The 12,318-nt window shown below is 68.2% G+C and carries 13 protein-coding genes; 9 read left to right on the top strand and 4 right to left on the bottom strand.

Annotated features, from left to right (window positions below):
* Positions 1-206: 206 nt before the first annotated feature.
* The gene (locus GI374_RS08220) at positions 207-485 is read right to left on the bottom strand and encodes an amidohydrolase family protein (RefSeq protein ID WP_154336544.1); all 279 of its coding nucleotides are present in this window, start codon (positions 483-485) and stop codon (positions 207-209) included.
* Positions 486-508: 23 nt separating this feature from the next.
* Between GI374_RS08220 and GI374_RS19145 the strand changes: the two genes are divergently transcribed.
* Complete coding sequence (locus tag GI374_RS19145) at positions 509-829, top strand: hypothetical protein (RefSeq protein WP_229582959.1); 321 nt, start codon at positions 509-511, stop codon at positions 827-829.
* 21 nt (positions 830-850) lie between these two features.
* Positions 851-1,114, top strand: coding sequence for a transposase (locus tag GI374_RS19785; RefSeq protein ID WP_370515231.1), 264 nt, complete (start codon positions 851-853; stop codon positions 1,112-1,114).
* A gap of 235 nt (positions 1,115-1,349) precedes the next feature.
* Here GI374_RS19785 and tnpB read toward each other — a convergent pair whose 3' ends face one another.
* Together tnpB and GI374_RS08205 are read right to left on the bottom strand one after the other, a co-directional pair.
* A complete protein-coding gene (gene tnpB / locus GI374_RS08210) occupies positions 1,350-1,628 on the bottom strand; it encodes an IS66 family insertion sequence element accessory protein TnpB (RefSeq protein WP_154336812.1) in 279 nt (92 codons plus the stop codon).
* A gap of 16 nt (positions 1,629-1,644) precedes the next feature.
* Complete coding sequence (locus tag GI374_RS08205) at positions 1,645-2,655, bottom strand: GlxA family transcriptional regulator (protein WP_154336543.1); 1,011 nt, start codon at positions 2,653-2,655, stop codon at positions 1,645-1,647.
* 89 nt (positions 2,656-2,744) lie between these two features.
* On the opposite strand from GI374_RS08205, the gene GI374_RS08200 reads away from it, so the two are divergent.
* From GI374_RS08200 to GI374_RS08175, 6 genes are read left to right on the top strand one after another with little or no spacing between them, the layout of a single operon-like run.
* Positions 2,745-3,632 (top strand): 3-keto-5-aminohexanoate cleavage protein, encoded by an 888-nt coding sequence (locus GI374_RS08200; protein WP_154336542.1) that lies wholly within the window; start codon positions 2,745-2,747, stop codon positions 3,630-3,632.
* Positions 3,633-3,662: 30 nt separating this feature from the next.
* Positions 3,663-5,207: an ABC transporter substrate-binding protein gene (locus tag GI374_RS08195; RefSeq protein ID WP_229582956.1), complete on the top strand. Its 1,545-nt coding sequence runs from the start codon at positions 3,663-3,665 to the stop codon at positions 5,205-5,207.
* Positions 5,204-6,643 (top strand): carnitine 3-dehydrogenase, encoded by a 1,440-nt coding sequence (locus tag GI374_RS08190; protein ID WP_370515251.1) that lies wholly within the window; start codon positions 5,204-5,206, stop codon positions 6,641-6,643. Before GI374_RS08195 ends, GI374_RS08190 begins: the two co-directional genes overlap by 4 nt.
* A complete protein-coding gene (locus GI374_RS08185) occupies positions 6,640-7,611 on the top strand; it encodes an ABC transporter permease (protein ID WP_154336541.1) in 972 nt (323 codons plus the stop codon). The genes GI374_RS08190 and GI374_RS08185 overlap by 4 nt, the downstream gene beginning before the upstream one ends.
* 7 nt (positions 7,612-7,618) lie before the next feature.
* Positions 7,619-8,464 carry an ABC transporter permease gene (locus GI374_RS08180; protein ID WP_229582954.1) on the top strand — a complete coding sequence of 282 codons (846 nt, stop codon included), beginning with the start codon at positions 7,619-7,621 and terminating at the stop codon, positions 8,462-8,464.
* A 4-nt stretch (positions 8,465-8,468) separates the two neighbouring features.
* Positions 8,469-10,073: an ABC transporter ATP-binding protein gene (locus tag GI374_RS08175; protein ID WP_154336540.1), complete on the top strand. Its 1,605-nt coding sequence runs from the start codon at positions 8,469-8,471 to the stop codon at positions 10,071-10,073.
* An 89-nt stretch (positions 10,074-10,162) separates the two neighbouring features.
* On the opposite strand, the gene GI374_RS08170 is transcribed toward GI374_RS08175, so the two are convergent.
* Positions 10,163-11,224 carry an alpha/beta fold hydrolase gene (locus GI374_RS08170; RefSeq protein WP_195759880.1) on the bottom strand — a complete coding sequence of 354 codons (1,062 nt, stop codon included), beginning with the start codon at positions 11,222-11,224 and terminating at the stop codon, positions 10,163-10,165.
* Positions 11,225-11,613: 389 nt separating this feature from the next.
* On the opposite strand from GI374_RS08170, the gene GI374_RS18865 reads away from it, so the two are divergent.
* Positions 11,614-11,898, top strand: a complete 285-nt coding sequence (locus GI374_RS18865; RefSeq protein WP_195759879.1) for a hypothetical protein — start codon at positions 11,614-11,616, stop codon at positions 11,896-11,898.
* The last annotated feature ends 420 nt before the right edge of the window (positions 11,899-12,318 follow it).

Here is a 12,318-nt window from a genome sequence, read left to right as displayed (position 1 = left end):
CGGCGGCCTCCCAACCTGGAACGCGCTCGCGCGACCTGCACGGGGCCGCCCAGAGTCTCCGAGAGCGCACGGTGATGGGGGCTACGGTCAAGCACCACGCGGCTCGCCCGGTTCTTCCCAGCCAGTGCCTCGACCAAGCTGGCCATCCTGTCGCGGCGCATCGTTACCCGCGGGGAGGCTCCCGCGGGCGTATCCGTTCCGCGCCGCTACTGCTCCAGCGAACCGTGAACCACCTCACCGCCCAGCATCGTCAACTCTGCGGTCAGCGACTTCAGCTCCTCGTCCGAGACCGACATCGGATCCCCCGACAAAACGGCCAGGTCGGCAAGCTTCCCGACCTCGATCGAGCCGCGATCTTCCTCGGCGCCGAGGAAATAGGCGCTCTCGATGGTCCACAGGCGCAATGCCTCCTCGCGGGTGCCTCCGAGAGGTGTCCGATCTTCTGCGTATGACTGATCCGGTCCATGCTTCCTTGAGAGGAGCAAGGACGATGAGGATTTCCATCGAGTTGCTGGACGAACTGCTGAAGGGCTGCACGCGGCCTGAGGATTTGCTCGGCGATGCCGGGCTGATGAAGGAACTGAAGGTTCGGCTCATGGTGCGCATGCTCGGCGCCGAACTGACCGCGCATCGGGGCTATGAGGCCGGTGCCGAACCGCCGCCCGAACAGGCCAACCGCCGGAACGGGACCGCGACGAAGCGCGTGAAGGGCTCGGATGGCGAGCGGCCGGCTTATCGGTGCGGGACATCCAGGCTCATCTCGAGGATCTCTATGGCCTGCGGGTTCAGCCGCATCACCGATGCCGTGCTGGAGGAGGTCCGGGACTGACAGCACCGGGCGCTGGATCGGATGCATCCGATCGTCATTTTCGACGCGCTGCGGGTGAAGATCCGCGACGCCGACAGCCGCTACACCACGAACGCCGTGGAATCGCTGAACCGGGTGCTGCGGAAAACCCTCAAAACCAAGGGCTCGTTCCCGACCGAAGAGGCGGCAACCAAGCTGATCTACCTGGCGATCCGCGCTTTCGAGAAGGGCGGCAGTGCTGTTCGGGAGAGGGTTGCCGCCCGCAATCAGCTCGCCATAATGTTTGGTGAGCGCTTCGCCGCTTGAACGTATCTGCTAACCGCATGGACCGCGAGCTATGGCTGAAAATGGGTGATGGGGCCTGAGGCCAGATAGACAGAGTTTCAGACACTCCCTGCTTACACAGCAGGGATGCAGCAGCTTCCGCCGAGAGCAAGGAGTGCCGCCGCCGGATGCCCACCCGGACGTCCGGGTGGGCGCAATTGGGCTCAAGCATCCGTGTCCGGCGCCTGATGAACGATCATGCCGCCGACCACGGTCATCACGCTTTGGTGTCGCGGATCGCGTCGCCGGGCACCTGCAACGGGTTCTGGTTCAGCACCACGAGATCGGCGAGCTTGCCCGGCTCGATGGCGCCACGGCGGTCCTCCACCCCCATGATGCGCGCCGCCACTGCAGCCCTTCGAAGAGGCAGCCAACAGCGCCGGCGCCCCCTGTTGCGCACCTGTGGCCAAACGAACTTGCCGCCTTCCAGGCGCCTGTGGATCAGCACCAGCCCGGTCTTGTCCCAGATCAGGATCTTGATCCTGTCCGCTCGCATCAGGCGGAAGACGAGCTCATCTGGCGCTGCATGAACGAGAATCGCCCGATCTCGCGGGACTTCGGTTCTGATTGCCGTGGCGGCGGCTTTCGCCGAGCGTCTCGCAATAGTGTTTGCGGTAAGCCCGGGCGAGGGTGGAAGCGGAGGCGAAGCCGGTGCGCGCGGCGATGTCTGGCAGGGGAAGCTTCGTCTCGGTTGCCAGCGCGCGGGCATGCGCGAGGCGGATGGTGCGATAATACTGTCCCGCCGCGACCCCAAGGTGTGCGCGCATCAGGCGGTCCAGCGTGCGCTCCGAGACGGCCGCCCGCTCCGCGATACGCGCCAGAGGCTGCGGCTGGTCCGCTGTTTGGCGCATCGCCACCACGGCGCGCTGCAGTGAGGGCGGCAGCAGGCCGGCCTGCATCGGCTCGGGGCGGTTTGGCAGGGGTGGCCTGTTGCCGTGCGACGGATCGCGGCCGAACATGTTGGAGACGTCGAACTGCAGCGCCGGGTCCGCACGGTGGCCGATCAGATCCAGTGACCAATTCAGCACGGCTTGCGCTCCCCCGCAGGTAAGGAATGGCCCGTCGCGGACCACGGGCGCGTCCTCGACCAGAATCTCCGGGAAGGCCTCGGCCAGTGCCTCCCGCTCCATCCAGTGAATGGACGCACGGCGGCCCGTCAGGACACCCGCGGCGGCCAGCAGCCAGGCGCCGGTGTCGAAGCCGCCGATGAGCGGCATGCCCCGCACCTTCTGCAGGATCGCCTGCAGCGTCTCGCGGCGCAAGTGGTCGCGGACGCCATACCCCGCCACAAGTATCAGCGCATCCGTTGCTCCCACCGAGGCCAGCGGCAGGTCGACGCCGATCGACAGTCGGGAGGAACTGGTCGCGGCAGCGCCCTCTGGCGAGGCCAGTTGCCATGAGAAGAGGCGGCGGCCGGACAGATCGCATGCCGCTCGCAGCGGCTCGATCGCGCTGGCCAGCACCATGTTCGAGAAGCCGTCGAACAGGACGAAGGTCAGGTTGAAGGGCGAAGCTGGCGCCATCGGCAAAGGATACGGCGAGATCGGCACATCATGCCAGCGGGATGTGCCCGACCATGCGGCTCAGCCACCTACGGGAGTCCGAGCCCTTGATGAACCGCGACGTCTTCATCACCTGTGCCGTTACCGGCTCGGGTCAGAGCAATACGAAGTCCGACCTTGTTCCCATCACGCCCGAGCAGATCGCGGACGCCTGCATCGAGGCCGCTAAGGCCGGTGCCGCGATCGCGCATGTGCATGTGCGCGATCCGCGAACCGGGGCGCCTTCGCGCGATCCGGCGCTCTACCGCGAGGTGGTGGACCGGGTGCGCGCCTCGGACACGGACGTGGTGCTGAACCTGACCGCGGGAATGGGGGGCGACATCGTTCTCGGCTCGGCCGAGGCGCCGCTGCCGCTCTCGCGGCAGTCCGACCTCGTCGGCGCGACCGAGCGGCTGGTCCATGTCGAGGAACTGCTGCCCGAGATCTGCACCCTCGACTGCGGCACCATGAACTTCGCCGAGGCCGACTACGTCATGACCAACACGCCCGGCACGCTGCGGGCGATGGCGAAACGCATCCAGGCCGCGGGCGTCAGGCCCGAGATCGAGGTCTTCGACACCGGGCATCTGTGGATGGCCCGGACGCTGGTCGAGGAGGGGCTGATCGACGACCCGGTGATGATCCAGCTCTGCATGGGCATCCCCTACGGCGCGCCCGCCGACCCCAACAGCCTGATGGCGATGGTGAACAACATCCCGCAGGGCTGGGTCTATTCGATGTTCTCCATCGGCCGGATGCAGATGCCCTATGTGGCGCAGGCCGCGCTCGCGGGGGGCAACGTCCGCGTCGGGCTCGAGGACAACATCTGGCTGGACAGGGGGGTGAAGGCGCGCAACGGTGATCTGGTGGAGCGCGCGACGACGATCCTCACGGCCATGGGCTGCCGCATTCTCGGCCCCGCCGAGGTGCGCGAGAAGCTGAAACTGACCGCCCGCTGAGGGACGGCTGCAACCACAGGGGGATACGACATGCTTTCCATGACCCGCCGCGGGCTTCTCGCCACGTCGGCCGCAGCCGCCGCTGGCGCGCTGATCCTGCCCCACGGCGTCCGCGCGCAGGAGCCGAAGCGCGGCGGCACGATGCGGATCGGCCACGGCCTCGGCGCCACCTCCGACTCCATCGACCCGGCGACCTTCTCGGCCGGCCCGGCGATCACCGGCATGCTGGCCGTCTGCAACAACCTTGTCGAGATCGACGCCGCCAACCAGGCGGTGCCGGAGCTTGCCGAAAGCTGGGAGCCCGACGCCGAGGCGCGGGTCTGGACCTTCCGGCTGCGCGACGGCGCGACATTCTCGGACGGCCGCAGGCTGACGCCGCAGGACGTGATCGCCTCCTTCAACCACCACCGCGGCGAGGACACCATTTCCGCCGCCAAAGCCTCGCTGGAGCAGGTCGTGGACATCCGCGCCGATGGCGACAACGCCGTGGTGTTCGAACTGGCCGCGGGCAATGCCGACTTCCCCTACATGACCTCCGACTATCACTTCATCATCATGCCCGCGAACGAGGACGGCAGCCTGAACTGGCAGTCCGGCCTCGGCACCGGCGGCTATGTGCTCGAGAACTTCGAGCCGGGGGTGCGCATCTCGCTGAAGCGGCGGGACGACTACTGGAAGCCGGACCGCGCCTGGTTCGACGATGTGCAGATCCTGACCATCAACGACCCAACCGCGCGGCAGAACGCGCTGATGACGGGCGAGGTCGATGTCATCAACGGCCCCGACCTCTCGACCGTCCACCTGCTGCAGCGCCGCCCCGGCCTCAGCATCGTCGAGACGACGGGCACCGCGCATTACACCCTGCCGATGTTCTGCGACGTGGCGCCCTTCAACGACGTGAACGTGCGCCTCGCGTTGAAGCACGCGATCAACCGCGAGGAGTTCCTCGAGAAGGTCCTGCGCGGCTTCGGGCAGGTGGCGAACGACAGCCCGATCACGCCCGCGAACCCATATTACGCGGCCGATCTGCCGCAGAACACCTACGACCCCGACAAGGCGAGGCACTACCTCAAGCAGGCCGGCATGGAGGGGCTGCAGGTTGAGCTCTCGACCTCGGAGGCCGCGTTCACCGGCGCCGTGGATGCGGCGCAGCTGTTCCAGCAGTCGGCCAAGGCCGCGGGCATCGACATCGCCGTGCGGCGCGAGCCGGAGGACGGCTACTGGTCCAACGTCTGGCTGAAGAAACCCTTCTGCATGGGCTATTGGAACGGCCGCCCGACCGAGGACGACATGTTCTCGCTCGTCTACGCCCAAGGGGCCGAGTGGAACGAGAGCCACTGGGACAACGAGCGCTTCAACGAGCTGCTGCTCCGGGCCCGTGCGGAGCTGAACCAGGATCTGCGCCGCGAGATGTATCGCGAGATGCAGGAACTGGTCTCGCAGGACGGCGGCACGATCATCCCGGTGTTCCCGAACTACGTCGACGCCCAGAACGACAAGGTCGCGCATGGCGACGTCGCGGGGAACCGCTTCCTCGACGGCTGGAAGATCGTGGAACGCTGGTGGGCCGCGTGAGGCTGGCGGCAGTCGGCGGGGGGGTCATCGGCGGCGGCTGGATCGCCCGCTTCGTGCTGAACGGCCATGACGTGGCCGTCTTCGACCCCCACCCCGAGGCGCAGCGGATCGTGGGCGAGGTGCTGGCCAATGCCAGCCGCGCCTGGGTGAAGCTCTTCAACGCGCCCCTGCCGGAGCCGGGCACGATCACCTGGGCGGCCTCCATCGCGGAGGCCGTCGAGGGCGCGGACTACATCCAGGAGAGCGTGCCCGAGCGCCTGGACCTCAAACATGCCATCCTGCGCGAGATAGAGGCCGTGGCGCCGGAGGACGCGGTCGTCGCCTCCTCCACCTCGGGCTTCAAGCCCAGCGAGCTGCGCGAGGGCGCGGCTCACCCCGACCGCATCATCGTGGCCCACCCCTTCAACCCGGTCTATCTGCTGCCGGTGGTCGAGGTGGTCGGCGGCGGCGCGGCGGCCGGACGCGCCCGCGACCTGCTCGAAAAGCTCGGCATGAAGCCGGTGCTGATCGCGCGCGAGATCGACGCCCATATCGGCGACCGGCTGCTCGAGGCGGTCTGGCGCGAGGCGCTATGGCTCGTCAACGACGGCATCGCCACGACCGAGGACATCGACGACATCATCCGCTTCGGCTTCGGACTGCGGTGGGCGCAGATGGGCCTCTTCGAGACCTACCGCATCGCCGGGGGCGAGGCCGGGATGCGCCATTTTCTCGCCCAGTTCGGGCCGGCGCTGAAATGGCCCTGGACGAAGCTGATGGACGTGCCGGACCTCGACGACCGGCTGATCGACACCATCGCCGCGCAGTCCGACGCGCAGTCGGGCGCGCATGGCATCCGCGATCTCGAGCGCATCCGCGACGACAACCTCGTGGGCATCTTCCACGCGCTGAAGGCGAATGACTGGGGCGCGGGGCGGACCGTCGCGCAGATGGAAAACCGCTTCTACGCGCGCGCCATCCCCGAGGCGACCGGTTATCCGCTGGCCCTGCACCAAGCGCGCGTCAGCGGCGAGTGGACCGACTACAACGGCCACATGACCGAGTTCCGCTACCTGCAGGTCTTCGGCGACGCCACCGACGCCTTCCTGATCCACATCGGCCTCGATGCGGACTACCGCGAGGGCGGCAGCTCGGCCTACACGGTCGAGACGCATATCCGCCACCTGGCCGAGACCAGGGCCGGCGATGTGCTGCGGGTGGAGACGCGGCTGCTCGGCCACGACGCCAAGCGCTTCCGGCTGCACCACAGCGTGAAGACCGCGGAGGGCACCGAGGTCGCCACGGCCGAGCACATGCTGCTCCATGTGGACACCAACCAGGGTCGCGCCGCGCCGATGCCGCCCGAGATGATCGCGCGGCTCGACGCCGTGGCCGCGCAGGAGCGCGGGCCGCATCCCGACCATGCCGGCGCGGGCATCCGCGCGGTCGGCGGATGAGCGCGGCGCAGGGGCATCCGCTGCGGCGCATGATCCTGCGCCGGCTGCTGATCGGGCTCTTCACGCTCTTCGTGATCTCGGTCCTCGTGTTCCTCGCCGTCAGCCTGCTGCCGGGCGACATCGCCCAGCAGGTGCTTGGGCAGGCCGCCACGCCCGAGACCGTCGCGGCGTTCCGGCGCGAACTCGGCCTCGATGAGCCGCTGATCCAAAGATACATCTCGTGGATCGGCGGCGTGCTGACGGGCGACTTCGGCCGCTCGCTCGCCAATGGCCGCCCGGTGGCGGAGCTTCTGGCGGGGCGGTTGGGCAACACGATGTTCCTCGCCACCTACGCGGCGGTGATCGCGGTCCCGTTTGCGGTGCTGATCGGGCTTCTGGCGGCGCTGTGGCGCGGCGGCTGGTTCGACCGGACCGCCAACGTCCTCACCCTCACGGCGATCTCGTTCCCGGAGTTCTTCATCGCCTATATCCTGATGTATTGGCTCTCGGTGCGGCTCGGCCTGTTTCCCTCCATCGCCGATCCCGGCGCCTCGCCGAGCCTGGGCGACATGATCACCCGCGCCTTCCTGCCCGCGCTCACGCTGGTCCTCGTGGTCACGGCGCACATGATGCGGATGACGCGGGCGGCGGTGGTGAACGTGCTCGGCGCACCCTACATCGCCATGGCGCGGCTGAAGGGCGCCTCGCCCTGGCGGGTCATCACCTGGCACGCGCTGCCGAACGCGCTCGCGCCGATCATCAACGTCATCGCCCTGAACGTGGCCTGGCTGATCGCGGGCGTCGTCATCGTCGAGGTGGTGTTCGTCTATCCGGGCCTCGGGCAGCTGATGGTGGACAGCGTGACCAACCGCGACATCCCCGTGGTGCAGGCCTGCGCGCTGATCTTCGCGGCGGTCTACATCCTGCTCAACCTCCTCGCGGACGTGCTGGCGATCGCCACCAACCCGCGCCTGCTGCATCCGCGGTGAGGCCGGCATGAGCGCCACCGCCAGAGGCATGAGCATCGGCCGCACGCTGCGCCACATGCCCGCCACGGCGATCATCGGCTTCGTCCTGATCGCCGCCTACGCCGTCGTCACCCTCTTCGCCCCGGTCCTCGCCCCCTACGGGCAGGCCGAGATCGTGGGCGCCCAGTTCGAGCCTTGGGGCGGCCCCTTCCCGCTCGGCACCGACGCGCTCGGGCGGGACATGCTGTCGCGGCTGATCTGGGGGGCGCGCAACACGGTCACGGTGGCGCTGCTGACCACGGTGCTGGCGTTCCTGCTGGGCTCGGTGACGGGGCTGCTGGCCGCGGTGTTCGGCGGCTGGGTGGACATGGTGCTGTCGCGCGTCGTGGACATCCTGATGGCGATCCCGGCGCTGATCTTCACGCTGCTTCTGCTGTCGGCCCTCGGCCCCGGCATCGGCAACCTGGTCATGGTGATCGCGGTCCTCGACGGCACCCGCGTCTTCCGCCTCGCGCGCGCGGCGGCGATGGACGTCATGGTGATGGATTATGTCGAGGCCGCCCGGCTGCGCGGCGAGGGCACCTGGTGGCTGATCCGCCGCGAGGTGCTGCCCAACATCGCCGCCCCCCTGATCGCCGAGTTCGGCCTCCGTTTCTGCTTCGTGTTCCTGACCATCTCGGCGCTGTCGTTCCTGGGCCTCGGTCTGCCGCCGCCGCTGGCCGACTGGGGCGGCATGGTGCGCGACAACGCGGCGCTGATCACCTTCGGCGACATCACCCCGCTGCTGCCGGCTGCGGCCATTGCGGTGCTGACGATCGCCGTGAACTTCGTGGTGGACTGGATGCTGCACCGCGCCTCGGGCCTGAAGGACTGACGCCATGCTGCTCGACATCCGCAACCTGAAGGTGGAGGCCCGGGGCGAGGACGGCTGGACGCCGATCCTGCACGGCGTGGACCTGCAGCTCGACCGCGGCGAGGTGGTGGGCTTGATCGGCGAGTCCGGGGCGGGCAAGTCCACGCTGGGCGTAGCCTCGATGGGCTATGCCGCGCCGGGGCTGCGCTTCGCGGGCGGCGAGGTGCTCCTCGACGGCACCGACCTGCTGAAGCTGCCGCCCGCCCGCCGCCGCCCCTTCCGCGGCCATCGCATCGCCTATGTCGCGCAGTCGGCTGCGGCCAGCTTCAACCCCGCCTGGCGGCTGCTGACGCAGTTCACCGAAGGCCCGCTGATCCACGGCACCGCCACCCGCGCCGAATCCGAGGCCTTCGCCCGCGACCTCTACGCGCGGATGAACCTGCCCGACCCCGACAATTTCGGCCTGCGCTATCCGCACCAAGTCTCAGGCGGGCAGCTGCAGCGGGCGATGGTGGCGATGGCGATGGCCTGCCGTCCCGAGCTGATCGTCTTCGACGAGCCGACGACGGCGCTCGACGTGACCACGCAGGTCAGCGTGCTGGCTGCGATCCGCGAATCGGTGCGCGACTTCAACCTCGCGGCGATCTACATCACCCACGACCTCGCCGTGGTGGCGCAGATGGCCGACCGCATCAAGGTCATGCGCCACGGCCGCGAGGTCGAGGAGGCGCCGACCCGGCAGATGCTTGAGGCCCCGGAGGAGGATTACACCCGCAGCCTCTGGGCCGTGCGCAGCTTCAGGCGGCCACCCCGCGTCCTGCCCGAGGACGAGGTGCCGGCGTTGCGAGCTTCCGGCGTCACGGCGGGCTATGACCGGGGAGGTGACGTGCTGCGGGATGTCAGCTTCGAGGTGCCGCACGGCTCGACGGTCGCGGTCGTGGGGGAGTCCGGCTCCGGCAAGTCCACCACGGCGAGGGTCATCACCGGCCTCCTGCCGCCGCGGCTCGGCCAGGTGGCGCTGAACGGCCAGCTCCTGCCGCCGCGCCTCGCCGACCGCACGCGGGAGCAGCTGCGTTCGGTGCAGATGATCTACCAGATGGCCGACACGGCACTGAACCCACGCCAGACCATCCGCCAGATCCTGTCGCGCCCGCTCTCCTTCTACCGCCGCCTCTCCGGCAAGGCCCGCGAAGCGCGGCTGCGCCAGTTGATGGAGCAGATCGAGCTCGAGCCGAACCTCTTCCTCGGCCGCCTTCCGGGAGAGCTGTCGGGCGGACAGAAGCAGCGCATCGGCATCGCCCGCGCGCTCGCGGCCGAGCCCGACTTCATCATCTGCGACGAGGTGACGAGCGCGCTCGACCAACTCGTCGCCGAAGGCATCCTGCGCCTCCTGAGCCGTTTGCAGGACGAGACGGGTGTGTCCTACATGTTCATCACCCACGATCTCGCCACTGTGCGCGCCATCGCGGACCGCGTGGTGGTGATGCAGCACGGACGGGTGGTGGATAGCGGAACGACGTCGGAGGTGCTAGACAGGCCGCGGCATCCTTATACCGCCGAGCTTCTGGCCTCGGTTCCCGAGGCCGATCCCGATTGGCTGACGCGGCGCATCGCCGAAGGCGCGGGATAGTCCCCGGCGAGATGCGGCTTTGGTCGTCAGCCAACTGGCGCCTGACGGTCGGCGCGCATGTGCAGATCACACGCGCACCGCCTGTCGGGTCAGTGCCAGGCGCAGTTGCCGAGCAGTTCATCCTCCGACACCTCGCCCTCAGGCACCAGCAGCGTCTCGCCGTCACGGCAGACCACGCGGTGCTCGCCGAAGCCGGCAATGTCGGCCAGAACCTGATCCCAGTGGCGATACTGCACCGTATGCCCCTGTCCCGGATATGAGGTCGCGCGGACCACGTTCGGGATTGCCTCCTGCCAGTCCTCCATCTGGGCGGGGGGCACCGCCGTGTCCTCCTCGCCCCAGTAGAGATAGGTCGGCGCGGCGATGCGGCTGGCATCCACCACCGCATCCTCCGAGCACGGCAGCAGGTATTCGACCGCGAGCGCCGCGGAATCGCCCATCTGGCCGTTGACGTAGAAGGACCGCGTCGCGTCCGCATAGGCCTCGGCCTGCCAGCCGGGGATGATCAGCACCGGCGAGCCCGGGACGCCCCACCAGTCCTTCGGGTGGTGCGTGTATTTGGTCAGTTCCTCGGCTTTCTGCTCCAGCGTAACGCTGCAATCGGGCGTGTCGCGGCTGGGCAGCGTGCGGGAGACCGCGGCGGCAGCATGCAGCGACAGCACCCGCTCGGGCTCGGCCGCTGCCAGATGAGCGGCATAGGCCCCACCGCCTGAGATCGCGACGATAGCGAAGCGGTCCACCCCGAGGTGGTTCAGGACGCCCAGCACCTCCTGCACGTAGTCGGCATAGCCACGTTCAGGGTCGAGAGGGGACTCGCCGAAGCCGTTGCGCTCGACCGAGATCATGCGCAGGCCGAGGGCGAGCCGAGTCGAGCGGTTGAACTCGGTCAGCTGGAAGGCGGCGAGGCTGGTGCCCTGCCCACCGAGGAACACCACGGGCCGCCCCTCCCGATCGCCGTCGTCGATGTAGTAAGAGGTGCGGCCGTCGACCTCGACGCTGTGGACCTCGGCGCCGATGTGATCGAAGCCGCTGGTCAGCGCAATTTCGACATGGTCGCGCGTCGGTGCGGCGGGTTCGGTCTGTGCGGACAGCGCATTGGCCGAGGCGAGGATGGCAAGCGCTGAGACGGCGAGGAGAAGGGGATTCGACACAGATCGTGCCTCCTTGTCTGACTTTGGACGCATGTCGCGAACGATCTCGGCAGGCGCCGGACGAGTGGCAGGCTGGCGCAGATCGAGGGCACGATCAACCCAGCCGCACGACGGCGACCAGAGCGTCCGGGATCGGGGACCGGCTGAGCACGTTGACCGCCGCGACCCGGGACCTTCCGGAGCTGCGTCAGGGTGGCCCAGATCACAGGTTCAATCGCCGCTGCGCCAATTTGTGGTGAAGGAGAGCGCGCTCGGTCCGGTTCGCTCCGAGGTAGTGATCCTGCGCGCGGCGCATCGAATGAGCTCGTCCTACGACTGGTCGCACCACGTCTACCGCGCGCGGCAACTGGGCATGGTCGACCCCGCCGCACCGGCCCCGTCTCGAGCCCGTGCCAGCCGCTTTCGGCGAGGACGCGCTGATCGCGCAGGCCGCGGGCGAGCTCTTCACGGTCCGCTGGCTGGGCCGCGAGACAGAGACGGCACTTGCGGCGGAACTTGGGCGCGATGCGGTCTTCGACCTGATCGCCACTGTAGGCTTTTACTCGGTCCTCGGCTTCATCCTGATGACCTACGAGACGCCGCTCGACGCCGAGGTGGCCGAGGCGCTGCGTGTTTCGCCGCTGTCCGGATCTCGACACGAGCCCGTCTCGGCTGCGAGTGCGCCCACATCCTAGCATCCTAGAGACTGCCAGCGAGTATATATGCGAGATCACGCCGCAGATCTGGATCGCCCGCGACTGACAGCCTTTGAAAGAGATTATCTGGGCGGCAGACGAACTTGCCTCTCTCTTAGGAATGGCTGACTTCCCGCAAGTCCGCCGCTACAAGGCGTTTCCAAGGACCGGTCACTCTGGCGAGCGACGAGTTCCGATCAGGAATGGCTGACCTTCCGCAGGTCCCGCCCAGCCATGGCGCTTAGGTCGAGCGAACTGGGACCACGAGCGAGGACTCATTCAGCTACGTCGACGTCCTAGAAGATCGCGCGGGCGCCGATGGAGGTGCCTTCTGGCGCCGCAACCTCCCCGCGAACAGGACGTCCGTATTGGAGCAAGCTCAGACGCCGAGAGGGAAGCCTTGTTCGGATCGTAGCGCGT

The organism is Paracoccus sp. S-4012, from assembly GCF_009674885.1.
Classification (GTDB): domain Bacteria; phylum Pseudomonadota; class Alphaproteobacteria; order Rhodobacterales; family Rhodobacteraceae; genus Paracoccus.
This window is presented reverse-complemented; position numbering and strand designations above follow the sequence as displayed.

Excerpts from the sequence above, each read along its gene's own strand:
- GI374_RS19785 (WP_370515231.1), top strand. The coding sequence starts at position 851 with ATGCATCCGATCGTCATTTTCGACGCGCTGCGGGTGAAGATCCGCGAC.
- tnpB (WP_154336812.1), bottom strand. The coding sequence starts at position 1,628 with ATGCGAGCGGACAGGATCAAGATCCTGATCTGGGACAAGACCGGGCTG.
- GI374_RS08205 (WP_154336543.1), bottom strand. The coding sequence starts at position 2,655 with ATGGCGCCAGCTTCGCCCTTCAACCTGACCTTCGTCCTGTTCGACGGC.
- GI374_RS08200 (WP_154336542.1), top strand. The coding sequence starts at position 2,745 with ATGAACCGCGACGTCTTCATCACCTGTGCCGTTACCGGCTCGGGTCAG.
- GI374_RS08195 (WP_229582956.1), top strand. The coding sequence starts at position 3,663 with ATGCTTTCCATGACCCGCCGCGGGCTTCTCGCCACGTCGGCCGCAGCC.
- GI374_RS08185 (WP_154336541.1), top strand. The coding sequence starts at position 6,640 with ATGAGCGCGGCGCAGGGGCATCCGCTGCGGCGCATGATCCTGCGCCGG.
- GI374_RS08180 (WP_229582954.1), top strand. The coding sequence starts at position 7,619 with ATGAGCGCCACCGCCAGAGGCATGAGCATCGGCCGCACGCTGCGCCAC.
- GI374_RS08175 (WP_154336540.1), top strand. The coding sequence starts at position 8,469 with ATGCTGCTCGACATCCGCAACCTGAAGGTGGAGGCCCGGGGCGAGGAC.